24 protein-coding genes and 2 pseudogenes are annotated in these 26,959 nt (G+C 64.8%); 17 read left to right on the top strand and 9 right to left on the bottom strand.

What is annotated here, in order from left to right; translation table 11 throughout:
• The first annotated feature begins 64 nt into the window (after nucleotides 1-64).
• The gene (locus QC826_RS29215; RefSeq protein WP_279763538.1) at nucleotides 65-2,209 is read left to right on the top strand and encodes a 3-hydroxybutyrate oligomer hydrolase family protein; all 2,145 of its coding nucleotides are present in this window, start codon (nucleotides 65-67) and stop codon (nucleotides 2,207-2,209) included.
• A gap of 178 nt (nucleotides 2,210-2,387) precedes the next feature.
• On the opposite strand, the gene QC826_RS29210 is transcribed toward QC826_RS29215, so the two are convergent.
• A complete protein-coding gene (locus QC826_RS29210) occupies nucleotides 2,388-3,575 on the bottom strand; it encodes an iron-containing alcohol dehydrogenase (RefSeq protein WP_279763537.1) in 1,188 nt (395 codons plus the stop codon).
• A 198-nt stretch (nucleotides 3,576-3,773) separates the two neighbouring features.
• Between QC826_RS29210 and QC826_RS29205 the strand changes: the two genes are divergently transcribed.
• From QC826_RS29205 to QC826_RS29140, 14 genes and pseudogenes are all read left to right on the top strand, one after another.
• Nucleotides 3,774-4,538 carry a sulfite exporter TauE/SafE family protein gene (locus QC826_RS29205; protein ID WP_279763536.1) on the top strand — a complete coding sequence of 255 codons (765 nt, stop codon included), beginning with the start codon at nucleotides 3,774-3,776 and terminating at the stop codon, nucleotides 4,536-4,538.
• Between the two features lie 232 nt (nucleotides 4,539-4,770).
• Nucleotides 4,771-6,702 carry a tRNA uridine-5-carboxymethylaminomethyl(34) synthesis enzyme MnmG gene (gene mnmG, locus QC826_RS29200; RefSeq protein WP_279763535.1) on the top strand — a complete coding sequence of 644 codons (1,932 nt, stop codon included), beginning with the start codon at nucleotides 4,771-4,773 and terminating at the stop codon, nucleotides 6,700-6,702.
• Nucleotides 6,699-7,355 carry a 16S rRNA (guanine(527)-N(7))-methyltransferase RsmG gene (gene rsmG / locus QC826_RS29195; protein WP_279763534.1) on the top strand — a complete coding sequence of 219 codons (657 nt, stop codon included), beginning with the start codon at nucleotides 6,699-6,701 and terminating at the stop codon, nucleotides 7,353-7,355. Before mnmG ends, rsmG begins: the two co-directional genes overlap by 4 nt.
• A gap of 148 nt (nucleotides 7,356-7,503) precedes the next feature.
• Entirely contained in the window at nucleotides 7,504-8,274 is a 771-nt protein-coding gene (locus QC826_RS29190; RefSeq protein ID WP_093385803.1) for a ParA family protein, read from the top strand.
• A 54-nt stretch (nucleotides 8,275-8,328) separates the two neighbouring features.
• Nucleotides 8,329-9,214 (top strand): annotated as a pseudogene (locus QC826_RS29185) (ParB/RepB/Spo0J family partition protein).
• 409 nt (nucleotides 9,215-9,623) lie between these two features.
• The gene (locus tag QC826_RS29180; protein WP_093385798.1) at nucleotides 9,624-9,992 is read left to right on the top strand and encodes an ATP synthase subunit I; all 369 of its coding nucleotides are present in this window, start codon (nucleotides 9,624-9,626) and stop codon (nucleotides 9,990-9,992) included.
• Between the two features lie 21 nt (nucleotides 9,993-10,013).
• A complete protein-coding gene (atpB, locus tag QC826_RS29175) occupies nucleotides 10,014-10,817 on the top strand; it encodes a F0F1 ATP synthase subunit A (protein ID WP_093385795.1) in 804 nt (267 codons plus the stop codon).
• 71 nt (nucleotides 10,818-10,888) lie between these two features.
• On the top strand, nucleotides 10,889-11,158 hold the full coding sequence (gene atpE / locus QC826_RS29170; RefSeq protein ID WP_342742472.1) for a F0F1 ATP synthase subunit C: 270 nt from the start codon (nucleotides 10,889-10,891) through the stop codon (nucleotides 11,156-11,158).
• A 42-nt stretch (nucleotides 11,159-11,200) separates the two neighbouring features.
• Nucleotides 11,201-11,671 carry a F0F1 ATP synthase subunit B gene (locus tag QC826_RS29165; protein WP_279763533.1) on the top strand — a complete coding sequence of 157 codons (471 nt, stop codon included), beginning with the start codon at nucleotides 11,201-11,203 and terminating at the stop codon, nucleotides 11,669-11,671.
• Nucleotides 11,672-11,673: 2 nt separating this feature from the next.
• Nucleotides 11,674-12,219, top strand: a complete 546-nt coding sequence (locus tag QC826_RS29160) for a F0F1 ATP synthase subunit delta (RefSeq protein WP_279763532.1) — start codon at nucleotides 11,674-11,676, stop codon at nucleotides 12,217-12,219.
• Between the two features lie 84 nt (nucleotides 12,220-12,303).
• Nucleotides 12,304-13,845, top strand: a complete 1,542-nt coding sequence (gene atpA / locus QC826_RS29155; protein ID WP_093385786.1) for a F0F1 ATP synthase subunit alpha — start codon at nucleotides 12,304-12,306, stop codon at nucleotides 13,843-13,845.
• Nucleotides 13,846-13,909: 64 nt separating this feature from the next.
• Nucleotides 13,910-14,785, top strand: a complete 876-nt coding sequence (gene atpG / locus QC826_RS29150; RefSeq protein WP_093385783.1) for a F0F1 ATP synthase subunit gamma — start codon at nucleotides 13,910-13,912, stop codon at nucleotides 14,783-14,785.
• Nucleotides 14,786-14,815: 30 nt separating this feature from the next.
• Nucleotides 14,816-16,216, top strand: a complete 1,401-nt coding sequence (atpD, locus tag QC826_RS29145; RefSeq protein WP_093385781.1) for a F0F1 ATP synthase subunit beta — start codon at nucleotides 14,816-14,818, stop codon at nucleotides 16,214-16,216.
• 60 nt (nucleotides 16,217-16,276) lie between these two features.
• The gene (locus QC826_RS29140; RefSeq protein ID WP_279763531.1) at nucleotides 16,277-16,699 is read left to right on the top strand and encodes a F0F1 ATP synthase subunit epsilon; all 423 of its coding nucleotides are present in this window, start codon (nucleotides 16,277-16,279) and stop codon (nucleotides 16,697-16,699) included.
• A gap of 106 nt (nucleotides 16,700-16,805) precedes the next feature.
• Here QC826_RS29140 and rsgA read toward each other — a convergent pair whose 3' ends face one another.
• Nucleotides 16,806-17,870: a ribosome small subunit-dependent GTPase A gene (rsgA, locus tag QC826_RS29135; protein ID WP_279763530.1), complete on the bottom strand. Its 1,065-nt coding sequence runs from the start codon at nucleotides 17,868-17,870 to the stop codon at nucleotides 16,806-16,808.
• A gap of 279 nt (nucleotides 17,871-18,149) precedes the next feature.
• A complete protein-coding gene (locus QC826_RS29130) occupies nucleotides 18,150-18,974 on the bottom strand; it encodes a helix-turn-helix domain-containing protein (RefSeq protein ID WP_279763529.1) in 825 nt (274 codons plus the stop codon).
• Between the two features lie 109 nt (nucleotides 18,975-19,083).
• Here QC826_RS29130 and QC826_RS29125 point away from each other — a divergent pair.
• Nucleotides 19,084-19,714: pseudogene (locus QC826_RS29125) on the top strand (glutathione S-transferase family protein).
• A gap of 19 nt (nucleotides 19,715-19,733) precedes the next feature.
• Here the strand turns inward: QC826_RS29125 and QC826_RS29120 are convergent.
• The 4 genes from QC826_RS29120 to chvE all read right to left on the bottom strand — a co-directional run bounded on the left by QC826_RS29120 (nucleotide 19,734) and on the right by chvE (nucleotide 24,969).
• Nucleotides 19,734-20,846, bottom strand: a complete 1,113-nt coding sequence (locus QC826_RS29120) for a Fic family protein (RefSeq protein WP_279763528.1) — start codon at nucleotides 20,844-20,846, stop codon at nucleotides 19,734-19,736.
• 197 nt (nucleotides 20,847-21,043) lie between these two features.
• Nucleotides 21,044-22,369, bottom strand: a complete 1,326-nt coding sequence (gene mmsB, locus QC826_RS29115; RefSeq protein ID WP_279763527.1) for a multiple monosaccharide ABC transporter permease — start codon at nucleotides 22,367-22,369, stop codon at nucleotides 21,044-21,046.
• 1 nt (nucleotide 22,370) lies between these two features.
• Nucleotides 22,371-23,897 (bottom strand): multiple monosaccharide ABC transporter ATP-binding protein, encoded by a 1,527-nt coding sequence (gene mmsA / locus QC826_RS29110; protein WP_279763526.1) that lies wholly within the window; start codon nucleotides 23,895-23,897, stop codon nucleotides 22,371-22,373.
• A gap of 1 nt (nucleotide 23,898) precedes the next feature.
• Nucleotides 23,899-24,969 (bottom strand): multiple monosaccharide ABC transporter substrate-binding protein, encoded by a 1,071-nt coding sequence (gene chvE, locus QC826_RS29105; protein WP_279763524.1) that lies wholly within the window; start codon nucleotides 24,967-24,969, stop codon nucleotides 23,899-23,901.
• 213 nt (nucleotides 24,970-25,182) lie between these two features.
• Between chvE and QC826_RS29100 the strand changes: the two genes are divergently transcribed.
• Entirely contained in the window at nucleotides 25,183-26,019 is an 837-nt protein-coding gene (locus tag QC826_RS29100; RefSeq protein ID WP_279763523.1) for a PPK2 family polyphosphate kinase, read from the top strand.
• Nucleotides 26,020-26,064: 45 nt separating this feature from the next.
• Here QC826_RS29100 and QC826_RS29095 read toward each other — a convergent pair whose 3' ends face one another.
• A complete protein-coding gene (locus QC826_RS29095; protein WP_279763522.1) occupies nucleotides 26,065-26,499 on the bottom strand; it encodes a hypothetical protein in 435 nt (144 codons plus the stop codon).
• Between the two features lie 66 nt (nucleotides 26,500-26,565).
• Entirely contained in the window at nucleotides 26,566-26,919 is a 354-nt protein-coding gene (locus tag QC826_RS29090) for a hypothetical protein (RefSeq protein ID WP_279763521.1), read from the bottom strand.
• Between the last annotated feature and the right edge of the window lie 40 nt (nucleotides 26,920-26,959).

Here is a 26,959-nt window from a genome sequence, read left to right as displayed (position 1 = left end):
CCGCGCACAGTGTGGAGACAGCGATTTCGATGCACCTATTTTTGAACCACGGAAAGAGGATGACATGAAGAATACGACAAGCAAGCAGAGCAAACACAGCAACATAGGCCGCGGCGCGCGGCGCACGCTGGCGCTGGCCGGCGCCGGCTTGGCGCTGGCCTCCTGCGGCGGCGGCAAGACCATCCCGGACGAACTGAACACGCTGCCCAGCTACCTCGGCGCGATCACCAGCACCAACTACGACGGCGCCAGCGACGACCTGCTGACCGCCGGCCTGGGCAAGACCGGCCTGGCCGCCGCCGCCGCGCCGGCCTACGCCGATCCGCTCAAGCCGACCGCCGCCGAGCTGCGCCGCAACACCATCTACTCCAACTACCGCGGCGTGCTCGACATCGCCGCCAACAGCGGCTACGGCACCCTGTACGGCCCGAACGTCGACGCCAAGGGCAACGTCGGCAGCGGCGAGGGCAAGATCGCCGGCAGCGAATACCTGGCCTACAGCGACGACGGCAGCGGCAACCAGAACGTCACGCTGATGGTGCAGGTGCCGGCCGGCTTCGACCCGGCCAACCCCTGCATCGTCACCGGCACCTCGAGCGGCTCGCGCGGCATCTACGGCGCCATCGGCAGCTCCGGCGAATGGGGCCTGAAGAACAACTGCGCCGTCGCCTACGCCGACAAGGGCAGCGGCATCGGCCTGTACACCTTCGACGACGACGGCGTCAATCTGCAGAACGGCGTGCGCGCCGGCCGCGTGGCGGCCGGCAAGAACGCCATCTTCGCGCCGGCGCTGAGCGACGCCCAGCGCGCCGCGCTGAACGCCGACCTGAGCGGCCGCCTCGCCTTCAAGCACGCCCACTCGCAGCAGAACCCGGAGAAGGACTGGGGCAAGAACACCCTGCAGGCGGTCGAGTTCGCCTATTACGTGCTCAACGAGAAGTACGGCACCCTGGCCAGCGACGGCAAGAGCCACATCGTGCGCTTCAAGCCGGCCAACACCATCACCATCGCCTCGAGCATCTCCAACGGCGGCGGTTCGGCGCTGCTGGCCGCCGAGCAGGACAGCAAGGGCCTGATCAGCGGCGTCGCCGTGACCGAGCCGCAGATCCAACCGAAGAGCGCGACGGGCTATCTGCTGCGCCAGGGCGGGGTGGCGGTGGCCGCCCAGGGCAAGCAGCTGTACGACTACTTCACCTACGCCGCGCTGTACCAGCCCTGCGTCGCCGCGACCGCCGCCAATCCCGGCCGCTGCGCCGCGCTGGTGGCCAAGAACCTGCTCAGCGGCGGCGACCTGCCGGCGCAGCAGGCCGACGCCAAGGCGCGCCTGCGCGCCTATGGCTGGCAGGCCGACAGCGACCCGTTGCAGGCCGCCCACGCCGGCACCAACATCCTGGTGGCGGTGACCTACGCCAACGCCTACGGCAAGTTCTCCGTGGCCGACAAGGTCTGCGGCTTCGGCTTCGGCAGCACCGACGCCAGCGGCCTGCCGATCGCCATGCCGGCGGCCACCAAGGCCAACAGCTTCGCCACGCAGAACGGCATCCTCGGCGGCGTGATCTACGAGAACTCGGTCGGCGTCGGCGGCGTGCGCGATCCGCGCGGCTACGTCTTCGGCACCTCGCCCAGCAGCGCGCTGGCCGACCAGTCGCTCGACGGCTTCCTCTGCCTGCGCTCGCTGGCCACCGGCGTCGACGCGGTGACCGGCGCTCCGCTCGGCGGCGAGCTGGCGGCGCAGAGCGCCCGCGTGCGCGCCGGCATGGCCGAGGTGGCCGCCACCGGCAACCTGCGCGGCAAGCCGGCGATCATCGTGCACGGCCGCAGCGACACGCTGATCGTCATCAACCACGCCTCGCGCGCCTACCTGGGCTTGAACGCGGTGGCCGAGGGCACGGCCAGCAAGTTGCGCTACATCGAGGTCACCAACGGCAACCACTTCGACTCCTTCACCAGCGCCGTGCCGACCTTGATCGTGCCGCTGCATGTGTACCTGAACCGCGCCCTTGACGCCCTCTATGCCAACCTGAAGAACCCGACCACGGCGCCGCTGCCGCCGTCGCAGGTGGTGCGCACGGTGACGCGGGCCGACGCGACGACGCCGATCACCATCGCCAACGTGCCGCCGATTTCGGCGGCGCCGGCGGCCGGCAACCTGATCGAGGTCAAGAGCATCCTGACGGTCGGCCAGAACGTCGTCGAGGTGCCGAACTAGCGCGGATGGTATGAGTAATATTGTTGCCGCCGGAGCAGGGCGGCGCGAGAGAAGGTTCTTCCCGGTAAGCCGCGAAGAACCTTTTTTTTGCCCCGCACGCCGATACGCCTCGGGGTCTGACCCCACGGGGTCAGACCCCTTGGTTTGTGGGGTAAGGCCGGCGTCCCGATATGCCGGACTACAGCGCGGCGGCGTAGATGGCGCGGGCGTCGGCGCGGCTCACCTCGCGCGGGTTGTTGCCCAGCAGGCGGGTCTGCAGCATGGCGTCGTCGGCCAAGCGGTCCAGGTCCGCCTCTTTGATGCCGACCTGCTGCAGGGTGCGCTCGATGCCCGTCAGGATGGCGATTTGTTGCATCGCAACAGCGAGCGCCTCTGCCCTGGCCTCGACGCTGCCGCTGGCCTGCGGCACCACGATGGCGGCCAGTTCGGCGTACAGCGGCGCCGCCGCCGGCGCGTTGAAGCGCAGCACGTGCGGCAGCACCAGCGAGTTCGACAAGCCGTGTGGCACGTGGAACACGCCGCCGATCGGATAGGCCAGCGCGTGCACCGCCGCCACCGGCGCGTTGGCGAAGGCCTGGCCGGCCAGCATGGCGCCGAGCAGCATGGCCTGGCGCGCCGCCAGGTCGGCGCCGTTCTCGCAGACGCGCAGCAGGTTGGCCGACAGCAGGCCCAGCGCCTGGCGCGCCAGCATGTCCGACAACGGGTTCTTCTTGTGCCGGCTGGTGTAGGCCTCGATGGCGTGCACCATGGCGTCGATGCCGGTGGCGGCGCTGACGCGCGCCGGCAGACCCAGCGTCAGTTCGGCGTCGAGGATGGCCAGGTCGGCGTACAGCTGCGGCGCCACCACGCCCATTTTGCTGGTGGCGCCGGTGGTGACGATGGCGATGTTGGTCACCTCGGAGCCGGTGCCGGCGGTGGTGGGAATCTGCACCAGTGGCAGGTGACCGGCGCCGCCGTTGCCCGCGATGTTGCGAACATTGCCAATACCGTAGATGTCGGCCAGCTGCTGGCCGCCGCCGGCCAGCACGGCGATCAGCTTGGCGACGTCCATCGAGCTGCCGCCGCCGAGGCCGATGACGATGTCGGCCTCGTGCCGGCGCGCCGCCGCCACCGCCTCCAGCACCACGTGCTCGGGCGGATCGGCCACCACGTCGGTGTACAGATGCACCTGGATGCCGGCGGCGATCAGGCTCTCGCGCGGCCCGTCGACCAGGCCGGTGGCGAGGAAGCCGGGGTCGGTCACCAGCAGCGCCTGGCGCACGGCGGGGAAGTGCTGCCGCACGTACTCGCCCAGCCGGCGCGCCGCGCCGGCCTCCGAAACGATGTGGGCGACGGTGCTGAAGGCGAAGGCTGGCGAGCTGGTCATGGCTGGTTCCGCGGTGGCGAGGTGGGTTCGGGGTGAGGGGGAGCGGTGTGCTGTCGACGCGATGGTTCCATATTGTTCCACGTGAAGCTTACACCAAGCGCCGGCCTTATGCGCAATCGGCATGGCTTGCACGGGCAGGGCGGTTCCATTCTTTCGTACAATGTTAGCCTTGTTTCCCTTTGTTAAGGCTGGTTCGGTATGGTGGATTATCTGGTGTTGGGCGTGGCCGCTTTCGGCGCGGGTCTGGTCGATGCGGTGGTGGGGGGCGGCGGATTGATCCAGATCCCGGCCTTGTTCTCTGTGTTCCCCAACATGGCGCCGGCCACCCTGATCGGCACCAACAAGCTGGCCAGCATCTTCGGCACCAGCGTGGCGGCGGTCAGCTACGCGCGCCGCGTGCGCATCGCCTGGTCGACCGCCGCGCCGGCCGCCGTCGCCGCGCTGGTGTTCGCCTTCCTCGGCGCCTTCGTCGTCACCCGCGTCTCGCCCGACTTCATGCGCGCCCTGCTGCCGGTGGTGCTGGTCGCCGTGGCCGTCTACACCTTCGCCAAGAAGGACTTCGGCAGCGTCCACGCGCCCATGCACAGCGGCCGGCGCGAACAGATGCTGGCGCTGCTGATCGGCTCGGCCATCGGCTTCTACGACGGCTTCTTCGGGCCGGGCACCGGCAGCTTTCTGGTGTTCCTGTTCGTCCGCGTGTTCGGCTTCGACTTCCTCGGCGCCTCGGCGGTGGCCAAGGTGGTCAACGTCGCCTGCAACTTCTCCGCGCTGATCTGGTTCGGCTACAGCGGGCACCTGGTCTGGCAGCTCGGCCTGACCATGGCGATCTGCCAGATCGCCGGCTCGGTGATCGGCTCGCGCCTGGCGATGAAGCACGGCAGCGGTTTCGTGCGCAAACTGTTCCTGCTGGTGGTGTCCATCCTGATCGTCAAGACCGGCTACGACGCCTGGATGCGCTGGTAGATGTGCGGGTAGAACCGGGACGCGCGCCACTGTTTCACGTGGAACAAAGCAGTCGATAGGGCAGGGCGCCGGGTCAAACCGGCGCCTTTTTTTACCCCCGACCAATGTTCCACGTGGAACAGCGGGCGGCGCGGAAGGGCGCCTGCTGGTGAAAATTTGAGCAGAAAAAAGTCGCGGCAGCAAAAAGACTCTATAATCTGACCTTAATCCCTTCGCATTTACCAATTCCATCATGTTATTTCCTACTGAATTCGACGTTATCGTTGTCGGCGGCGGTCACGCCGGCACCGAGGCGGCCCTCGCTTCTGCCCGCATGGGCCAGAAGACTCTGTTGCTGACGCATAACATAGAGACCCTGGGCCAGATGTCGTGCAACCCCTCCATCGGCGGCATCGGCAAAGGCCACCTGGTCAAGGAAGTCGACGCCATGGGCGGCGCCATGGCCATCGCCACCGACGAGTCCGGCATCCAGTTCCGCATCCTCAACTCGTCCAAGGGTCCGGCCGTGCGCGCCACCCGCGCCCAGGCCGACCGCATCCTGTACAAGCAGGCCATCCGCTCGCGGCTGGAGAACCAGCCCAACCTGTGGCTGTTCCAGCAGGCCGTCGACGACCTGATGGTGGAGGGCGACCGCGTGGTCGGCGCCGTCACCCAGATCGGCGTCAAGTTCCTCGCCCGCGCCGTCGTGCTGACGGCCGGCACCTTCCTCGACGGGAAGATCCACGTCGGCCTGAACAACTACTCGGCCGGCCGCGCCGGCGACCCGCCGGCCATCTCGCTGTCGGCCCGCCTGAAGGAACTCAAGCTGCCGCAGGGCCGCCTGAAGACAGGCACGCCGCCGCGCATCGACGGCCGCAGCATCGACTTCTCGCAGATGAGCGAACAGCCGGGCGACCTTGATCCGGTGCCGGTGTTCTCCGTCATGGGCAACGCCGCCATGCACCCGCGGCAAATGCCGTGCTGGGTCACCCACACCAACAGCCAGACCCACGACATCATCCGCGCCGGCCTCGACCGCAGCCCGATGTACACCGGTGTCATCGAAGGTGTCGGCCCGCGCTACTGCCCGTCGATCGAGGACAAGATCCACCGCTTCGCCTCCAAGGAATCGCACCAGATCTTCCTCGAACCCGAGGGCCTGACGACCAACGAGTTCTATCCGAACGGCATCTCCACCAGCCTGCCCTTCGACGTGCAGATCGCCCTGGTGCGCTCGATGAAGGGGATGGAAAACGCCCACATCCTGCGGCCCGGCTACGCCATCGAATACGATTATTTCGACCCGCGCGGCCTGAAGGCCTCGCTGGAAACCAAGGCCGTGCAGGGCCTGTACTTCGCCGGCCAGATCAACGGCACCACCGGCTACGAAGAGGCGGCGGCGCAGGGCATGCTGGCCGGCCTCAACGCCGCGCTGCAAACCTCCGGCCGCGAGGCCTGGACGCCGGCCCGCTCCGAGGCCTACCTCGGCGTGCTGGTCGACGACCTGGTCACCCAGGGTGTGCAGGAGCCCTACCGCATGTTCACCAGCCGCGCCGAGTACCGCCTCAGCCTGCGCGAGGACAACGCCGACATGCGCCTGACCGAGATCGGCCGCCAGCTCGGCTGCGTCGGCGACGCCCAGTGGGCCGCCTTCCAAACCAAGCGCGAAGCGGTCGAGCTGGAGCTGCAGCGCCTGCGTTCCACGTGGGTCAATCCGCGCATCCTGGCGGCCGCCGAATCGGAGCGCGTGATCGGCCAGGCGATCGAACGCGAGTACTCGCTGGCCGATCTGCTGCGCCGTCCGAACGTCGAATACGAGACCTTGATGAGCATGTGCGGCATCGACGGCCAGGTGCTCGGCGGTCCCGGCGTGGCCGATATCGCGGTGCAGGAACAGGTCGAAATCCAGCTGAAATACGCCGGCTACATCGACCGCCAGACCAAGGAAGTGGAGCGCCACGAGCACTACGAAAACCTCAAACTGCCGGAAGGTTTCAACTATCTGGACATCACCGCCCTGTCGGTCGAGGTGCGCCAGAAGCTGCACGCGCAGCGTCCGGAAACCCTGGGCCAGGCCTCGCGCATCTCCGGCGTGACCCCGGCGGCGATCTCGCTGCTGCTGGTGCACCTGAAAAAAGTCGGCTTTGGCGGGTTCTTGAATCAAAAGGATGAGGTTGTTCAATGAAGCAGTTTGACCGCGCTGGCTTGGCGCAAGTACTGAAAAATGGCATCAAAGAGTTGCAACTGGAGTTGAGCGGGGCGCAGGAAGAGCAGCTGCTGGACTATCTGGCGCTGCTGTTCAAGTGGAATTCGGTGTACAACCTGACCTCGCTGCGCGACCCGATGCAGATGGTGACCCACCACCTGCTCGACTCGCTGGCGGCGGTGCCGGCCTTCAAGGGCGCGACGAACGTGCTCGACGTGGGCGCCGGCGGCGGCCTGCCGGGCATGGTGCTGGCGATCGCCCGGCCGGACATGAAGGTGTCGATGATCGACACGGTGCACAAGAAGACCGCGTTTTTGACCCAGGTGAAGGCCGAACTGGGCCTGGCCAACGCCACGGTGTACACCATGCGGGTCGAGCAGCTGCAGGTCAAGCAGCAGTTCGACGTGATCACCTCGCGCGCCTTCGCCGACCTGTCCGACTTCGTCAACTGGTCGGGCCATCTGCTGGCCGAGGGCGGTCAATTCATCGCCTTGAAAGGGGTGGCGCCGCCGGACGAGCGCGAGCGACTGCCGAGCGACTGGAAAGTGGTGGATTTGCAGCCTTTACGGGTGCCCGGGCTGGATGCCGAGCGCCATCTGGTTTTCATCAAGAAGAATTTGAAAACTGACTAAACAATATAAACGGTATAAATTGTTTATTCAGTATAAATTGTATAAATCGTTTATACCGTATTAATAGTATAAATAATATTAATCGTATCGTCGGAACGGCCGCAACGGCCGCCGCGCAGATACCGCACTTTTCACAACAAGAACATACATGGCCAAAATTTTTTGTGTAGCAAATCAAAAGGGCGGCGTGGGCAAAACCACCACCAGTGTCAACCTGGCCGCCGGACTGGCCAAACTGAACCAGCGCGTGCTGCTGGTGGACCTGGACCCGCAGGGCAACGCCACCATGGGCGCCGGCATCAACAAGGCCGGCCTGAAGGCGTCGACCTATGAGGTGATGCTGGGCGAGAGCGATGTCGCCACGGCGCGCCAACGTTCCGAGGCGGGCCGCTTCGACGTGCTGCCCTCGAACCGCGAGCTGGCCGGCGCCGAGGTCGAGATGGTCGCGCTGGACAACCGCGAGCGCCGCCTGAAGGACGCGCTGGCCCTGGTCGACGGCGAGTACGACTTCATCCTGATCGACTGCCCGCCGGCCTTGTCGATGCTGACCCTGAACGGCCTGTGCGCCGCGCACGGCGTGATCATCCCGATGCAGTGCGAGTACTACGCGCTGGAGGGCTTGTCCGACCTGGTCAACACCATCAAGAAGGTGCACGCCAACCTGAACCCGGACCTGAAGATCATCGGCCTGCTGCGGGTGATGTTCGATCCGCGCATGACGCTGTCGCAGCAGGTCTCGGCCCAGCTCGAGCAGCACTTCGGCGACAAGGTGTTCAACACCATCATCCCGCGCAACGTGCGGCTGGCCGAGGCGCCGTCCTATGGCCTGCCCGGCGTCACCTTCGACCCCTCGTCGAAGGGCGCCCAGGCCTACATCGCCTTCGGCGCGGAGATGGTCGAGCGCATCAAGAAGATGTGAGCGGCGCCGCCCGACACCCAAATACTGCAACACTGACGCAACACTTAGGACAGCATGGCAACCAAAAAACTTAAAGGCCTGGGTCGCGGCCTCGACGCGCTGCTCGGCGGCGACGGCGACCTGAACAATCCGGCGCTCGGCACCCCGTCCGAACTGCCGGTGTCGCAGATGCAGGCCGGCAAATACCAGCCGCGCACCCGCATGGACGAGGGTGGCCTGCAGGAGCTGGCCGCCTCGATCAAAACCCAGGGCATCATGCAGCCGATCCTGGTGCGCCCGATCGGCAGCGACACGCTGACCGGCGCCGTCAAGTACGAGATCATCGCCGGCGAGCGCCGCTTCCGCGCCGCCCAGTTGGCCGGCCTGGACAAGCTGCCGGTGCTGGTGCGCGACGTCGACGACCAGGCCGCCGCCGCCATGGCGCTGATCGAGAACATCCAGCGCGACGGACCTCAACCCGCTGGAGGAGGCGCAGGGCATCCACCGCCTGATCACCGACTTCAGCTTCACCCACGAGCAGGCCGCCAACGCGGTGGGCCGTTCGCGCAGCGCCGTCTCCAACCTGTTGCGCCTGATGAACCTGGCCGGCGCGGTGCAAACCATGCTGATGGCCGGCGACATCGACATGGGCCACGCCCGCGCCCTGTTGGCGGTCGACGCCGCCAGCCAGATCAACCTGGCCAACACCGTCGTCGCCAAGCGCCTGTCGGTGCGCGAGACGGAAAAACTGGTGCAGCGGACCATGGAGGAGCTGAACAATCCGGTTTCCGCAAAGCAAAAGGAAAAGTCGGGCGACATCGTCCGCCTGGAGGAGGAGTTGTCCGACGCGCTGGCCACGCCGGTGGTGTTCAAGATGGGCAGCAAGGGTCGTGGTCAAATGATCATCGACTTCGCCGACCTCGACATCCTCGACGGCGTGCTGGCCCGCCTGCGCGCCTGAGGCAAGCGGGCAGCCACCGACTTCGGTCGCCGCCCGGCCACCCCGTGTTGACAGCGCGTCAACACCACCTCAAGCCGAAGGGGCTTGTCATTCCGGCAAGCCCCAATCCCCGCCGCCACCCGGCCTTGCCATTCTGGCAAGCCGTGCGATATAAGCACAGATGATAAGTCTCGGCCCGCCGACAGCCCCGCGTAAGTAATACTGCGTATCATTACGCCACGTCTGAAGCACACTTGTTGGAAAATCCACCCTGCCACAAAATGGTGCAAGTATTAGGGATCGGGCTCTAAAAGCGTGTCATTCGCGCAGCATTTGCTCTGCTGCGGTGCAGCAATGTTTGACTGGAGTCAGTAAACACACTTATAATCCCGTGTCTTTGGGTATATCGGCTTTTCTGGGAACTTGGCAAGTGAGTGATAAAACACAAAGTATCGCCCAGCCAGTCTTTCGAGTCGTTGCCCTCCAGTTCGCCATCGTCACTGGATTTGCGTTGCTTGCATGGAATATCGGCGACGCGAATAAAGCCTGGTCAGCCGCCTATGGCGGAGCGATCGCAGTCATCGGGAGTCTGATGTACGCGATTATTGTCGCGGGCGGAACAAATGACGCCAAAAAAGCGTTCCGGACGCATGTGCGCGCCGAAATGTTAAAAATATTTATCACGGTAGTGCTGTTCGTGTTGGCACTAGCGCTGTTTCAGTCGGCCGCATGGTTATGGCTGATCTTGGGTTTCGCGGTGGCAACCTTGGCATATTGGTTCTCACTGCTCGCAGTTTAATCACCAAAATCTAAAACTTTTATGACCATAGAAAACGCTGTTGAGGCGGCCCACGAGGCGCCGACTTCCATCGAGTACATCCAGCACCACTTGAGCCACCTGCGCAATGCGGAGAACACCGTCAACCTGGACACGTTCTGGGTTTCGGCGATTCTGGGCCTGATTTTCCTCGGTGTGTTCTACATGGCCTCGCGCCGCGCCACCGCCGGCGTGCCCGGCAAGCTGCAAAACTTCGTCGAAGCCGTCATGGAGCTGGTCAACGAGGTGGTCAATTCGGCCTTCCACGCCAAGAGCAAGGTGATCGCGCCGCTGGCCATCACCATCTTCTGCTGGGTTTGGCTGATGAACGCGATGGACTTCCTGCCGGTCGACCTGCTGCCCAAGCTGCTCAGCTACGTCGGCGTGCACAAGCTGCGCGTCGTGCCGACCGCCGACGTCAACCACACTTTCGGCATGTCCTTCGGCGTCATGCTCTGCATTATTGGTTTCTCGATCAAAGCCAAGGGTCTCGGCGGCTGGGGTAAAGAGTTGCTGACCGCGCCGTTCCACGCCCATGGCTTCATGGCCATCGTGCTGGCGCCGGTCAACTTCGCCTTCCAGATGATCGAGTTGCTGGCCAAGCCACTGTCGCTGTCGCTGCGTTTGTTCGGCAATATGTACGCCGGCGAACTGCTGTTTATTCTGATCGCTCTGCTGCCTTGGTGGGCGCAGTGGCTGCTGGGTGGTCCTTGGGTTATCTTCCACATCCTGGTGGTGACCCTGCAAGCGTTTGTGTTTATGGCGTTGACTGTCGTGTACCTGAGCCTCGCGGTTGAGAAGCACTAAGCAACATTGGTTTTACTTTTTTAGTATCTGTAGTCTTTTTAAAATCTTAGGAGAAATATATGCAAGCTCTGATCGCACAAGTACAAGGCATGACCGTTCTGGCCGCAGCAATCATCATCGGCCTGGCAGCCATCGGCACCGCACTCGGTTTCGCAATTCTGGGCGGCAAATTCCTGGAAGCGTCGGCACGTCAACCTGAACTGATGCCACAACTGCAAACCAAACTGTTCGTTATCGCCGGTCTGCTGGATGCGATCTCGATGATCGGCGTCGGCGTTGCCCTGCTGTACACCTTCAGCAACCCGTTCCTGGCTGCCGTTATCGCCGCTGCTGGTAAGTAATTCGCTCCCTTCTAGGAGAAACTTTTAGTTAGGAGCAAAGGTATGGACATCAATATGTCTCTCATCGGTCAGATGATCACCTTCGCGGTGTTGGTCTGGGTTTCGATGAAGTTCGTATTTCCATCGCTGAATGCAGCGTTGGATGAGCGTGCCAAGCGTATCGCTGACGGTCTGGCCGCGGCCGACCAGGGCCAGGCCGCGATGGTCGTCGCTGAAAAGCGCGCCGCCGAGGCGCTGACCGGTGCACGCGAAGAAGCTTCGCAACGTGTTGCCGACGCTGAAAAGCGCGCGCAACTGGTCGCTGAAGAAATCAAAGCAAATGCACAAGCCGAAGCCGACCGCATCATTGCGCAAGCCAAGGCAGACGCCGATCAGCAAGTGGCCAAGGCTCGCGAAGCACTGCGCGCTCAGGTGGCTGACCTGGCTGTGAAGGGCGCCGAGCAAATTCTGAAGCGCGAAGTTTCCGCAGCGGCACACGCCGACCTGCTGTCGCGCCTCGCTGTCGAGCTGTAATCATGGCAGAAAACGCAACCGTCGCCCGTCCCTACGCGGAAGCTTTGTTCCGCGTAGCCCAAGCAGGTAAGGAATCGTTCAACCTCGCGGCGTGGTCCGAACTGGTGTCAGAATTGGCCCAGATCGGTAGCCACCCCGAGGTGCAAGCGTTCGCACGCAATCCGAAGGCCTCGGAATCCGACGTCGCCTCCGCCATCCTGGCGCTGGTCAAGTCGCCGCTCAACGCGGAAGCCAACAACTTCCTGGCGATGCTGATCGAAAACGGTCGCATCAGCCTGCTGCCGGAAATCGGCGCCCAATTCCACGCCCTGAAAAACAGTGTGGAAGGCGCCGCCGACGCAGACATCTCGAGCGCGTTCGAACTGAGCGCGGCCCAAGTGGCCGAGCTGGTCGCTACGCTGGAAAAGAAATTCAGCCGCAAGTTGAAGCCGGCCGTGACCGTCGATCCTACGTTGATCGGCGGCGTGCGCGTGGTGGTTGGCGATGAGGTGCTCGACACCTCGGTCCGCGCCAAGCTGCAGCAAATGCGTGTGGCTTTGGTCGCCTGAGTCCCCGTCGGACTTCGGCCACCGCCTGCTTAGAACAGATTCTTCCCCTCGCGCAAGCTGAGAGAAACACTTTTAGGAGTTAGTATGCAACTCAACCCATCTGAAATCAGCGAGTTGATCAAGAGCCGGATCCAAGGTCTTGACGGCGGCGCTGAAGTGCGTAACCAAGGCACGGTTATTTCCGTTGCCGACGGTATCTGCCGCATCCACGGTCTGTCCGACGTGATGCAAGGCGAGATGCTGGAATTCCCGGGCAACACCTTCGGCCTGGCGATGAACCTGGAGCGCGACTCGGTCGGCTCCGTGATCCTGGGTGCCTACGAGCACATCTCCGAAGGCGACACGGTCAAGTGCACCGGCCGCATTCTGGAAGTGCCGGTCGGTCCCGAGCTGCGTGGCCGTGTGGTCAACGCGCTGGGCCAGCCGATCGACGGCAAAGGCGCCATCGACGCCAAGATGACCTCGGCGATCGAAAAGATCGCCCCGGGCGTGATCGCCCGCGAGTCCGTCTCGCAGCCGATGCAAACCGGCCTGAAGTCGATCGATGCGATGGTGCCAATCGGCCGCGGTCAACGCGAACTGATCATTGGCGACCGTCAAACCGGTAAGTCCGCCGTAGCGGTTGATGCGATCATCAACCAAAAAGGTCAGGGCATGACCTGCATCTACGTTGCGATCGGTCAGAAAGCCTCGACCATCAAGAACATCGTGCGTTCCCTGGAACAGCACGGCGCGATGGAGTACACCATTGTTGTCGCCGCATCGGCCGCCGAATCGGCAGCCATGCAGTACATCTCGGCCTACTCCGGTTGCACCATGGGCGAATACTTCCGCGACCGCGGCGAGGACGCCCTGATCGTCTACGACGATCTGTCCAAGCAAGCCGTTGCCTACCGTCAGATTTCCCTGCTGCTGCGCCGCCCACCAGGCCGCGAAGCTTACCCAGGCGACGTGTTCTACCTGCACAGCCGTCTGCTGGAACGCGCAGCCCGCGTCAACGCCGACTACGTCGAAGCCTTCACCGGTGGCGCAGTCAAAGGCAAGACCGGCTCGCTGACCGCACTGCCGATCATCGAAACCCAGGCTGGCGACGTCTCGGCCTTCGTGCCGACCAACGTGATTTCGATCACCGACGGCCAGATCTTCCTGGAAACCTCGCTGTTCAACTCGGGTGTCCGTCCCGCGATCAACGCCGGTATCTCGGTGTCGCGCGTCGGTGGCGCCGCCCAGACCAAGGTCATCAAAAACCTGTCGGGCGGTATCCGTACCGACTTGGCCCAGTACCGTGAGTTGGCCGCGTTCGCGCAGTTCGCCTCCGACCTGGACGAGTCGACCCGCAAGCAGCTGGACCGTGGCGCCCGCGTCACCGAACTGCTCAAGCAAGCCCAGTACTCGCCACTGTCGATCTCCCTGATGGCCGCCTCGCTGTTCGCAGTGAACAAAGGCTTCCTCGACGATATCGCGGTCAAGAAGGTACTGCCATTCGAGGCCGGCCTGCACGCTTACTTGAAAACCAAGCAAGCTGCGCTGCTGAGCAAGATCGAAGAGACCAAGCAACTGGACAAAGACGGCGAAGCAGCGCTGTCGGCAGCCATTGCTGACTTCAAGAAATCCGGCGCATTTTAAGCGACACGGCGGTCCCGGCGGCAACGCGGCGGACCGCCACAACGCGCAGAAGGAGTAAGGACTCATGGCAGTAGGCAAAGAGATACGTGGCAAGATCAAGAGCGTAGAGAATACGAAGAAGATCACCAAGGCGATGGAAATGGTCGCCGCATCCAAAATGCGCAAGGCGCAGGACCGGATGCGCGCCGCCCGTCCCTACAGTGACAAGATTCGGAACATCGCCGCCAATCTGGCAAGCGCCAATCCGGAATACACCCACCCGTTCCTGGCCGAAGAAGCCAGCAACGCGGCCAAGGCAGTTGGCTTCATCGTGGTCACGACCGACAAGGGTCTGTGCGGCGGTTTGAACACCAACGTGCTGCGGATGGTGACGGCCAAGTCGCGCGAAGTCGAAGCGGCCGGCAGCAAGGTGCAAGCGGTTGCCATCGGTAACAAGGGTTTGGGATTCTTAAACCGCGTCGGCGTTCCCGTCGTCGCGCATGTAACGCAGATCGGCGACACGCCGCACCTGGAAAAGCTCATCGGACCGGTCAAGGTCATGCTCGAGAAGTTCCAGAACGGCGAGATCGACGCAGTCTATCTGTGCTACACCAAGTTCATCAACACGATGAAGCAGGAGCCGATGGTGGAGCAGTTGCTGCCGCTGCCGGCCGCCAAGAAGCAGGCCGACAAGGGTAATCACAGCTGGGATTACATCTACGAGCCGGATGCCGCTTCCGTGATCGATGAGCTGTTAGAGCGCTATATCGAAGCGCTGGTGTACCAGGCTGTGGCGGAAAACCTGGCGTCCGAGCAATCGGCGCGCATGGTCGCGATGAAGGCAGCAAGTGACAACGCCGGTAGTGTGATCGGCGAACTCAAGCTGATCTACAACAAGACCCGCCAAGCTGCGATTACCAAAGAACTCTCCGAAATCGTCGCCGGTGCGGCTGCGGTTTAAACGAATTTAACTATATTTGAAGGAACGAACATGGCTGATGGCAAAATCGTTCAGTGTATCGGCGCTGTGGTGGACGTTGAGTTTCCCCGCAACGCGATGCCTAAGGTATTCGATGCCTTGAAAATGGCCGGCTCCGAGCTGACCCTGGAAGTACAACAACAGTTGGGCGACGGCGTGGTGCGTACCATTGCCCTGGGCTCGTCCGACGGCCTGCGCCGCGGCATGATGATCCAGAACACCGGCAAGCCTATCATGGTGCCGGTCGGTAAAGCGACCCTGGGTCGCATCATGGACGTGCTGGGCAACCCGATCGACGAATGCGGTCCTGTCTCGCACGAACACGTCGCCTCGATCCACCGCGCGCCTCCTGCCTACGACGAACTGTCGCCATCGCAAGAGCTGCTGGAAACCGGCATCAAGGTGATCGACTTGGTTTGCCCGTTCGCCAAAGGCGGTAAAGTCGGCCTGTTCGGCGGCGCCGGCGTCGGCAAGACCGTCAACATGATGGAACTGATCAACAACATCGCCAAGGCGCACTCGGGTGTTTCCGTGTTCGCCGGTGTGGGTGAGCGTACCCGCGAAGGTAACGACTTCTACCACGAGATGGCCGACGCCAAAGTGGTCGATCTGGAAAACCCAGAGAACTCCAAAGTCGCCATGGTCTACGGCCAGATGAATGAACCGCCGGGCAACCGTCTGCGCGTCGCGCTGACCGGTCTGACCATCGCGGAATCGTTCCGTGACGAAGGCAAGGACGTTCTGTTCTTCGTCGACAACATCTACCGCTTCACCCTGGCCGGTACCGAAGTATCCGCACTGCTGGGCCGTATGCCTTCCGCCGTGGGTTACCAGCCGACCCTGGCCGAAGAGATGGGCCGTCTGCAAGAGCGCATCACCTCGACCAAGACCGGTTCGATCACCTCGATCCAGGCCGTCTACGTCCCTGCCGATGATTACACCGATCCGTCGCCAGCGACCACCTTCGGCCACTTGGATTCGACCGTCGCCCTGTCGCGTGACATCGCCTCGCTGGGTATCTACCCTGCGGTCGATCCACTCGACTCGACCTCGCGCCAGCTGGACCCGCTGGTCGTCGGCCAGGAACACTACGACACCGCCCGTGCCGTGCAGATGACCCTGCAACGCTACAAGGAACTGCGCGACATTATCGCCATTCTGGGTATGGACGAGCTGGCACCGGAAGACAAACTGCTGGTGGCGCGCGCACGTAAGATGCAGCGTTTCCTGTCGCAGCCTTTCCACGTCGCTGAAGTGTTTACCGGTTCGCCAGGTAAATACGTTTCGCTGAAAGACACGATCAAGGGCTTCAAAATGATCGCTTCCGGCGAACTCGATCACCTGCCAGAGCAAGCGTTCTACATGGTCGGCACGATCGAAGAAGCCATCGAAAAAGCCAAAAAACTCAACTAATCGTTGAGTTTGGCGCGGCCCCGCCTGCTGGCGGGGCCGCTCAAAACCGATAGGACACACATGGCAAATACTATTCACGTTGACGTGGTTTCCGCCGAGGAGTTGATCTACTCCGGCGAAGCCGAATTCGTCGCGTTGCCGGGCGAGCAGGGCGAGCTGGGGATCTATCCCAAGCACACCCCGCTGATCACCCGCATCCGTCCGGGCGCGGTGCGCATCCAGATTCCAGGTCAAGCGGAAGAAGAGTTTGTCTTCGTCGCCGGCGGCCTGCTGGAAGTGCAACCGCACTCCGTGACCGTGCTGGCCGACACCGCGGTTCGCGGCAAGGATCTGGACGAGGTCAAGGCGACCGCCGCGAAAAAACGCGCGGAAGAGAACCTGGCCAACAACAGCTCGGGCATCGACTACGCCAAGGCGCAAGCCGAACTGGCGGCGGCGATCGGCCAACTGGCCGCCATCGCCAAGCTGCGCGCGAAGCACTAAGCAAGATCGAGCAGGACAGCAGCAATGCGAAGAAAGGCAGCCGAGGCTGCCTTTTTTTACGCCTGCTGGTATTGGTCCGCCGGGCCCGCCGCGCGGACCTTACGTGTCAATCGCGCCCCTGCATGGCGCGCTTGCGCGGCGCCCGCGTGATCGCCTTCCACTTGGCCCGCTCGGCGATGCGTTCGAGCGGGGTCTGCTCGACCAGGCGGGCCTGGCGCAGCAGCTTGTGGTAGTTGCGCAGGCGGTCGGCGTCGACCGCGCCGCGCACCGCGCAGCCGGGTTCGCCGTCGTGGCGGCAGTCGCGGAACTGGCAGCGCGCCGCCAGCGCGGCGATGTCGTCGAAGCTTGCCGCCAGCGTCTGCTCGTCGGCGTCCGGCTGCCAGCTGCGCAGGCCCGGCGTGTCGATGATGCAGGCGCCGCCGGCGCAGCGGTGCAGCGAGCGCGCGGTGGTCGTGTGGCGGCCGTGGCTGTCGTCGGCGCGCACGGCGCCGGTCGCCTGCGTCGTCTGGCACAGGGTGTTGGTCAGCGTCGACTTGCCGGCGCCGGACGAGCCCAGCAGCACCAGCGTCTGGCCGGCGCCCAGCCATGGCGCCAGCTGGGCGGCGGCGTCGCCGCTCAGGCCGTTGAGGGCCAGCAGCGGCAGCGCCGCCGGCAGGCGCTGGCGCAGCTGCTGCATGCGCGCCGCCACGTCGACGACGATGTCGGCCTTGCTCATCACCACCACCGGCGCCACGCCGGCGGCGTGCACCATGCTCAGGTAGCGTTCCAGCCGGCGCGGATTGAAGTCGTGGTCCAGGCCCATCACCAGCAGGGCGGTGTCGACATTGCTGGCGATGGCCTGGCGCTGGCCGGCGCTGTCGCGGCGGGCGAGGTGGTTGAGCGGTTCGAGCCGGCGGGCGATCCATTGTTCGCCGTCGGCGCGGCCGTCGACCAGCACCCAGTCGCCGACGGCCAGCGCCAGGCCGTGTAGTTGTAGCTCCTTGAGCAGGCCGGGCGGGACGCGCGCGCTGCTCTCGCCGTGGCCGTCGTGGACGCCGAGGCGGTCGCGCTGGACGGCGCTGACGCGCAGCAGCCTGGCCTCGGCCGGCGGGGTGTCGAGCAGGTGGAGCTGGCTGGCGATGCTGTGGTTCAGTCCGATCAGGCGCAGGCTGGCGAAATCGATGTGAGTCATGATGTGTGTGTTCCTGGTTGCGGTATCGATGGCGCGCCGTGTGGGCGCGCGCGAACACCGTCAGTCGCGCGGCGGCGACGGACGGGGGGCAAACGGAAGTCGGCGGCGCGATGATTCGCGCGTCAACACATCAGGCTGGTGTAGCGGGCGGCGAGTAGTGCTGCCGGGATGGTGACGAGGAAATCAGGCGGCCGACAAGGGGGCAAGGTCCAGCTGGCGCATAGTGTGATCTCCTTTGTGTGATGTGATTGGCAAGTGTGGCATTTCAGCCCGCACAGGTCAACGATTGTTTGCCGCTTGGCAGCTGCGGCGGTAGTCGGCCGGCGGCTTGCCGACCAGCTTCTCGAAGTCGGAGGTGAAGTGGGCCTGGTCGAAATAGCCCAGCGCCTGGGCCAGCCTAGCCAGGTCGGGCTCGTCGCCCTTGGCCAGGCGGTCGGCGGCGTCCTGCAGGCGGTTGCGGCGGATCGCCCATTTCGGGCTGACGCCGACATAGTCCATGAACAGTTGCTGCAGGCTGCGCAGGCCGAGGCCGGCCTGCTCGGCCAGCTGCTCGGCGCGGGTGATGTCGGGACGTGCGCGCAGCAGGGCCAGGATGGCGTCGATGCGCTCGACCTGGGCGTCGGCCGGCGGCAGCGCGCGGCGCAGCACGGCACCGGCGGCGGCCAGCATGGCGGCGTCGTCGACCGCGTCGAGCACGGCGCGCTCGTCGGCCAAGCCGTCGCCACCGAACAGGGGCGCCAGCGGCATGGTGCGGTCGGTCAAGGTCTTCATCTTGTCGCCGAGGAAGCCGCGAAAGCCGCCGGCGCGGAAGCGCAGGCCGAGCACCTTGCCGCTGCCCCGCAAGGTGTAGTCGTAGGCGCCGGTGACGACGCCGAACACGGCAGTGCGCTCGCGGTCGAACACCAGGTTGACGCAGGGGTGGGGCAGGGTGCGCTGCACATGCGTGACGCCCTCGGGCAGGCGCCATTCGACCAGCCAGAAGAAGTCGAGGAAGGGGGCCAGGTCGGCCTCCGGCAAATAGCGTTCGAGGCGGAAGGCCTGTTGCGCGGCGGCCGGGTTGACCACGCCCTTCGGCCTGTCGCTCAGCGGTTGCAAGGTGCTCATGGTGGTGGCGGGCGCGGCGCAGGATTTTTGCGCCGCCTTCGCGTTTTTACAAGACCGCCATCATAGCAAGAGTTAATATGGTCGTCTTGATAACGCAACGGAGACCAACATGACACCAACCCTGACCCTGTTCCACACCCCCTATTCGCGCTCCAGCGGCACGCTGGCCTTGTTGGAGGAATTGCACGCCGAATACGAACTGCATCTGGTGAACCAGAAGAAGGGCGAGCAGCGCCAGCCCGCGTATCTGGCGGTCAATCCGATGGGCAAGGTGCCGGCCGTGCTGCACGGCGAGGCGCTGGTGACCGAGCAGGTCGCCATCTTCATCTATTTGGCCGACCTGTATCCGCAGGCCAAGCTGGCGCCGGCCATTGGCGATCCGCTGCGCGGTCCCTACCTGCGCTGGATGGCCTTCTACGGTTCCTGCTTCGAGCCGGCGGTCTGCGACTTCTCGCTCAAGCGCGAGCCGGCGCCGCAGTCCGGTTGTCCCTATGGCGACTACCAGACCACGCTCGACACGTTGACCGCGCAACTGGCCAAGGGGCCGTATCTGCTGGGCGACACCTTCAGCGCCGCCGACGTGCTGTGGGCCAGCTCGCTGTCCTGGATCGTCGCCTTCGAAGATGGTGCCGGAACTGCCGCTGGTCACCGCCTACATCGAGCGCGTCAACCAGCGCCCGGCGATGCAAAAGGCGGCCGCCAAGGACGCCAAGCTGTACGCAGCCCAAGCCCCGGCGTAAGCAGGCGCCACAGGGGCGGCTAGGCCGGCGTGCCAGCCGCCTCCGCCCGCAGGTCCCAGCCCGGAATGTTCGGATAGTATCTGGTCGAACGGCCGTTGCCTGCGCGCAGCAACAAACCCCAGTCCTCCAGCTCGCTCAGGTCGCGCGATGCGCTCGCCCGCGAGGTGCCGGTGAGGCTTTCATACTTCTTGGTGCTCATGCCGCCTTCAAAGCCGCCGGGGCCGGCATCGAGCAGCACGTTGAGCACTTTGCGTTGGCGTGGCGACAGTTCCTTGTCGCCGTGCGCGCGCCAGAAGCGGCCCTTCGCCATTGCTTCGTCGATGATCAGCGCGGCCTGCTCGCAGGCGGCACGGACTTGGGCGACGAACCAGACGACCCAGGCCGTCACATCCAAGCCGCCGCTCTGCGCACGTTCCAGCTCGATGTAATAGTCATCTCGCTTTGCCAGCAGACCTTGCGAGATGCGCATCAGTCGGCTGGTCTCGCCGCTGTCCCGCGCCAGCACCAGATCGACGATGACGCGGCCGACGCGGCCGTTGCCGTCCTCGAAAGGGTGCACGGTCTCAAACCAGAGATGGGCAAGCGCCGCCCGTACCAGGCTGTCGCCATTGCCGTCGTGGTTGAACCAGTCCAGCATGGCCTCCATCTCAGCCGCCACCATGGAGGAGGGCGGCGCCTCGTAGTGCACTTTCTCGTGGCCGATGCGGCCGCTGACGATTTGCATCGGCTCGGCATGCTCGCGATAGGCGCCAACGCGGATTTTGATCATGCCGGAGTAACCGGTTGGAAACAACGCGGCCTGCCAGGCGTGCAAACGTTCGTGGCTGAGTGGTGCGGCGGCCCGGTTGACGGCGTCGTCCATGATGTCGAGCAGGCCATCGATATGTCGCGGGACACTCGGTCCCGGTTGACCGGCAACACCCAGCCGCCGGGCGACGGACGAGCGAACCGCCAACAAGTCCAGACGCTCGCCCTCGATGGCGGCTGTCGCCACCGCCTCCTGGCTCCAGGCCTCGGCCGCGAGCGTGCGGCGCTGATCGAAGCCGAGCGCGCTCAGCTTTCCTTCGACCACGCCCTGGGCGCGCCGGGCGAGCGCGACTTCGGCGCCGACCACGGCGCCGTCGTAGCGCATGGCTGGCCAGTCCGGTGGCCTGCCAGATGAAGTGGGGGGCGTCCATCAATTGTTCTTGAAGGGGGAGGTGAGGCGAATATAGCACATAATCGACTCATATTTTGAGTCGATTATGCCGGCCAAACGCCTCACGCCTGTACCGATCGCCTCAAGTTCCGAGGCGGTTTGACGGGCCAAGCGGCGCCGTCGCGTCGCGCCTATTTGTTCTTGTTGAACACGTCGACGCAGACGGCCGCCAGCAGCACCAATCCCTTGATGACCTGCTGGTAGTCGATGCCGATGCCCATGATGGACATGCCGTTGTTCATCACCCCCATGATGAAGGCGCCGATCACCGCGCCCATCACCTTGCCGACCCCGCCCGAGGCCGAGGCGCCGCCGATGAAGCAGGCGGCGATCACGTCCAGTTCGAAGCCGACGCCGGCCTTCGGCGTGGCCGTGTTGAGCCGGGCGGCGAAGACCAGGCCGGCGACGGCGGCCAGCACGCCCATGTTGACGAAGGTGTAGAAGCTGACCCGCTCGGTGCGGATGCCCGACAGCCGCGCCGCCTTCTCGTTGCCGCCGACGGCGTAGACGCGGCGGCCCGGCACGGTACGCTGGCTGACGAAGGTGTAGGCCAGGATCAACAGGGCCATCAGCGCCAGCACGTTGGGGATGCCCTTGTACGAGGCCAGCAGGTAGCTGAAGTAGACCAGGGCGGCGCCGAACACGGCCAGCTTGGCCAGGAAGAAGCCGTAGGGTTCCGTGTCCATGCCGTGGCGCTGCTGGCCGGCGCGGCCGCGCAGTTGCAGCACGAGCATCAGCGCGGCGCCGGCGACGCCCAGCAGCAGCGAGCCCAGGCGCAGGTCGGCGTGGCCGAAGGGGTCGGGCAGGAAACCCGAGCTGAGCAGCTGGAAGCCGTCCGGGAAGGGGCCGAGCGACTGGCCCTCGAGCACGGCCAGGGTCAGGCCTCTGAACACCAGCATGCCGGCCAGGGTGACGATGAAGGAGGGGATCTTCAGGAAGGCGACGAAATAGCCCTGGGCGGCGCCGATCAGGGCGCCGGCCAAGAGGCAGAGCACGCTGGCGGCGACGAAGTGCAGCTGGAACTTGACGATCAGCACCGCCGCCAGCGCGCCGACGAAGCCGACCACCGAGCCGACCGACAGGTCGATGTGGCCGGCGACGATGACCAGCAGCATGCCCAGCGCCATGATGACCACGTAGCTGTTCTGCAGCACCAGGTTGGTCAGGTTGAGCGGCTGCAGCAGGGTGCCGTCGGTCATCACCTGGAAGAAGGCCATGATGGCGACCAGCGACAGCAGCATGCCGTAGTCGCGCATATTGTTTTTCAGGAAGCCCTGGTGGCGCCGCGCCGGCGCGTCGGGATCGTTGGCCGGCTGGCCGTGGCCGCCGGCCGGGCCGGCGTCGCGGCCGGAATTGTTGCCGGGCTCGGCGGCCGGCGTCGCGGCCGGCGCAGCGGCCTCCGCCGGCGCGGCGGCCGGCGGCGTGCCGACCAGTTTTAAATCGAGTTGCTTACCCATCTCATTCTCCATGATTGACGATCGCGTGCATGATCTTTTCCTGCGTCGCCTCGGCCGCGTCCATTTCGGCCGCGAAACGGCCCTCGTTCATCACATAGATCCGGTCGCACATGCCGAGCAGCTCGGGCAGTTCCGACGAGATCATGATGATGCTTTTGCCCTCGGCCACCAGGGCGTTGATGATGCTGTAGATTTCGTACTTGGCGCCGACGTCGATGCCCCGGCTCGGCTCGTCGAGGATCAGCACGTCCGGCGCCGAGAACAGCCACTTGGCCAGCACCACCTTCTGCTGGTTGCCGCCGGACAGGTGCAGCGTCTTCTGCCGCACGCCCGAGCAGCGGATGCGCAGGCGCTGGCGGTAGCCGTCGGCCACCTTGTACTCGCGGGCGCGGTCGATCACCTGGCGCGCCGCCACGCCGGCCAGGTTGGCCAGGCTGATGTTGCTCTGGATATCCTCCTCGAGCAGCAGGCCGAGCGCCTTGCGGTCCTCCGTCACATAGGCCAGGCCGTGGCCGATCGCCTTGCTGACGCTGCTGACGTCGATCTCCACGCCGTTCTTGCGCACGCTGCCGCTGATGCGCCGGCCGTAGGAGCGGCCGAAGATGCTCATCGCCAGCTCGGTGCGGCCGGCGCCCATCAGGCCGGCGATGCCGACCACCTCGCCCCGGCGCGCGTGCAGGCTGACCTGCTTGACCACCGCCCGTTCGCTCTGCTCGGGGTGGAACACCTGCCAGTCGCGCACCTCGAAGACGGTGGCGCCCGGTTGCCGCGGCCGCGCCGGGTAGCGCTCGGCCATCTGCCGGCCGACCATGTGCTCGATGATGCGGCTCTCGCTGATGGTGCCGAGGCGGCAGTCGTAGCTGTGCACGGTGTTGCCGTCGCGCAGCACGGTGATGGCGTCGGCGACGCGCGAGATCTCGTTGAGCTTGTGCGAGATCAGGATCGCCGCGATGCCCTGGCGCTGCAGCTCCAGCAACAGGTTCAGCAGGGCGTCGCTGTCGCTCTCGTTGAGGCTGGCGGTGGGCTCGTCGAGGATCAGCAGCTTGACCTCCTTGCACAGCGCCTTGGCGATCTCGACCAGCTGCTGCTGGCCGACGCCGAGCTGGTTGACCGGCGTCTCCGGCGAGACGGCCAGGCCGACGCGGCGCAGCAGCTCGCCGCTGCGGCGGCGCATCTGCTCGCGGTCGATCACGCCGAAGCGGGTCGGCTCGTTGCCCAGGAACAGGTTCTCGGCCACCGACAGCAAGGGCACCAGGGCCAGCTCCTGGTGGATGATGATGATGCCCTGGCGCTCGCTGTCGCGGATGTCGCGGAACTCGCGCAGGCGGCCGAGGAACTCGATGTCGCCGCTGTAGCTGCCGTAGGGATACACGCCGCTGAGCACCTTCATCAGGGTCGACTTGCCGGCGCCGTTCTCGCCGACAATGGCGTGGATCTCGCCGGCGCGCACCGTCAGGTCGACGTGGTCGAGGGCGACCACGCCGGGGAAGGTCTTGCGGATGCCCCGCATTTGCAACAGTGCGTCCATGTCAGCGGATCTGCGCGTCGGTGTAGTAGCCGCTGTTGGTGACCAGCACCTCCTTCCAGTTCGACTTGTCGACCGTCACCGGTTTGAGCAGGTAGGACGGCACCACCTTGACGCCGTTGTTGTAGGTCTTGCTGTCGTTCACCTCGGGCACCTTGCCGCTGAGGATGGCGTCGACCATGTTGACGGTGACCTTGGCCAGCTCGCGGGTGTCCTTGAACACGGTGGCGCGCTGCTCGCCGCGCAGGATCGACTTGACCGAGGGGATCTCGGCGTCCTGGCCGGTGACCACCGGCATCGGCAGCGCCGGCGTGCCGTAGCCCACCCCCTTCAGCGAGGACAGGATGCCGATGCTCAGGCCGTCGTACGGCGACAGCACGGCGTCGACCCGCTCCTTGCCGTAGTAGGCGCTGAGCAGGTTGTCCATGCGCGCCTGGGCGACGGCGCCGTCCCAGCGCAGGGTGGCGACCTTCTCCATGCCGAGCTGCTTGCTGCGCACCACCAGCTTGCCCTGGTCCATATACGGCTTGAGCACGGACAGGGCGCCGTTGTAGAAGAAGTGGGCGTTGTTGTCGTCGGCCGAGCCGCCGAACAGTTCGACGTTGAACGGGCCCTTGGCGTGTTTCAGGTCGAGCGCCTTCTCGATGTAGGCGGCCTGCTGCACGCCGACTTGGAAGTTGTCGAAGGTGGCGTAGTAGTCGACGTTCTTCGAGCCACGGATCAGGCGGTCGTAGGCGATCACTTTGATGCCCTTGTCGGCCGCCTTTTGCAGCACGCCGGACAGGGTGTTGCCGTCGATGGCGGCGATCACCAGCACCTTGGCGCCCTTGGTGATCATGTTCTCCAGCTGGGCCAGCTGGTTGGGGATGTCGTCGTCGGCGTATTGCAGGTCGGTCTTGTAGCCGCGTTCCTTGAACACCTTGACCATGTTGTCGCCGTCGGCGATCCAGCGCGACGAGGTCTTGGTCGGCATCGAGATGCCGATCGGGCCCTTGGCTTGCGCCGCCGCGAGCGGCGCGGCGAGGGTGGCGGCGCCCAGCAGGGCGCCGGCGAGCAGAAATTTGAATCGGGTCATTATTGTCTCCGTATTGTTTTATTGGACTGCAGAGACGATGATAGGTATTTCATAAACTTAATCTAATAACTTTTTTGATGGAAGTGATATCCATTTCGGTATCACCCGCCCTCCACAGGGCGAAAACACCTATGGCGGCGGGCAAAACCGCGCGTCCAGGTTATCGCTTTTGGAAAAGAATTCATTACTTGTATATCACTGGAAAGGCCTGCCATGACCGTTCGGGAACAATTTAGAGTCGCCAGGGACGTCAAGCTGCGCGAGCAGGACGCTAGCGACTTCCGTTTGTCGAGCCGCGCCGACGACGCCAAACTGGGCAAGGCCGAGGCCAAGGCGCAGGACCGCGCCAAGACCGCCGGCCTGATCGCCCGCATCGCCGAGTTGCAGGTGATGCTGTACGCGCAGCGCCGACAAAAAGTCCTGCTGTTGTTGCAGGGAATGGACACTTCGGGCAAGGACGGCACCGTGCGCGCCATGTTCAGCCAGATCAGCCCGATGGGCATCCGCGCCGTCGGCTTCAAGGCGCCGACCGACATCGAGCTGGCCCACGACTACCTGTGGCGGGTGCACCAGAAGGTGCCGGTGAAGGGCGAGGTGGCGATCTTCAACCGCAGCCACTACGAGGACGTGCTGATCACCAAGGTGCAGGGCATGATCGACACCAAGGAGTGCAAACGCCGCTACGCGCAGATCTGCGACTTCGAGCGCATGCTCGCCGAGACGGGCACCACCATCGTCAAGGTGTTCCTGCACATTTCCAAGGACGAGCAGCGCGAGCGCCTGCAGGAGCGCCTGGCCGACCCGGACAAGCAATGGAAGTTCGACCCGAACGACGTGGTGCAGCGGCAGAAGTGGGACGACTACCAGCGCGCCTACGAGCAGGCGCTGGCCGCCACCGACTGCGACCACGCGCCCTGGTACGTGGTGCCGGCCAACTCCAAGACCCAGCGCGACCTGGTGGTGGCCTCGATCCTGCTCGAAACGCTGGAGGGCATGAAGCTGGCCTTCCCGCCGGCCGACCCGAAGCTGACGGCGACGGTGGTCGAGTAGCGCCGCGCTAGGCGGCGTCCCGGCGTCCCGGCGCCCCGGCGCCGCCTAGCGCGGCTTGACGCCCATGTCGCGGCACAACTGCTCGTAGGCTTCCGGGTCGTTCTCCTTGAGGCGGCGCATGTACTCGGCCACCGCCGGCCCGTCCGGCAGCGCGTCGCCGCCGGTCAGTTTGATCATGTTCTTCTTGATCTCCTTGAGCGACTTGATCGCCACCGCCGTCTCCTTGAGCGCGTGCAGCGCCTTCAGGCCGTCCTCGGTGGCCGGCGCCGGCAGGCGCTGGGCCAGGTCGAGCAGCAGCTCGGACAGCCAGCCGAGCTGGCGGCCGTAGGAGGCGTGGTTGAACACCTGCAGTTCCAGGTCGCCGTCGCCGGCCTTGGCGGGGATGGCGTCGAACCACGATTTCAGGCCGATCTCCTGGGCCACGCTGCCGCTCCAGGGCAGGTGGATTTGTGGCGCCCAGCTCCATTGCGTCGGATACATGTGTCGCTCCTCTCGTGTGGTGGGGAAAACCGGCCGCCGCCCGCGCGCCGGCAGTCCCGGCCACGTTCAGGGGCAGCTGCCGATCACGTAGAAGTTCGGTCCAGTGCGCTTCAGTGTAGTGCGAATGTAAATATTGTCCAGCCCCATACTCTGGTTCGAGCCGTTGGCCAGCGCCGTGAAGAACTTGTCGTGGGCGCGGCCGGCGCGCACGTGGTCGTAGTTGCTCGCCGTCACGCAGGCGCCGTCGGGCGGAGGCGGCGGCGGCGGCGCGCCGGTCAGCCGGTCGACCATCAGCTTGATCGCCGCCATCTGCCGCCCGCCCTTCTGGGCGTACTTGGCGTCGTCGTAGTTGAACCAGTCCCAGCAGGCGTTCGGGTTGGCCAGCGGGTTGATCGGCGCCGTCTGCGGGTACAGCAGCACGATGCGGTTGCTGTCGGCCCAGCGGTTGTAGCCGGTGTTC

This window comes from Rugamonas sp. DEMB1, assembly GCF_029834475.1.
Lineage (GTDB): Bacteria > Pseudomonadota > Gammaproteobacteria > Burkholderiales > Burkholderiaceae_D > Rugamonas > Rugamonas rubra.
Note: the sequence above shows the minus strand (reverse complement) of the source record. Positions and strands in the feature narration are given on the sequence as shown.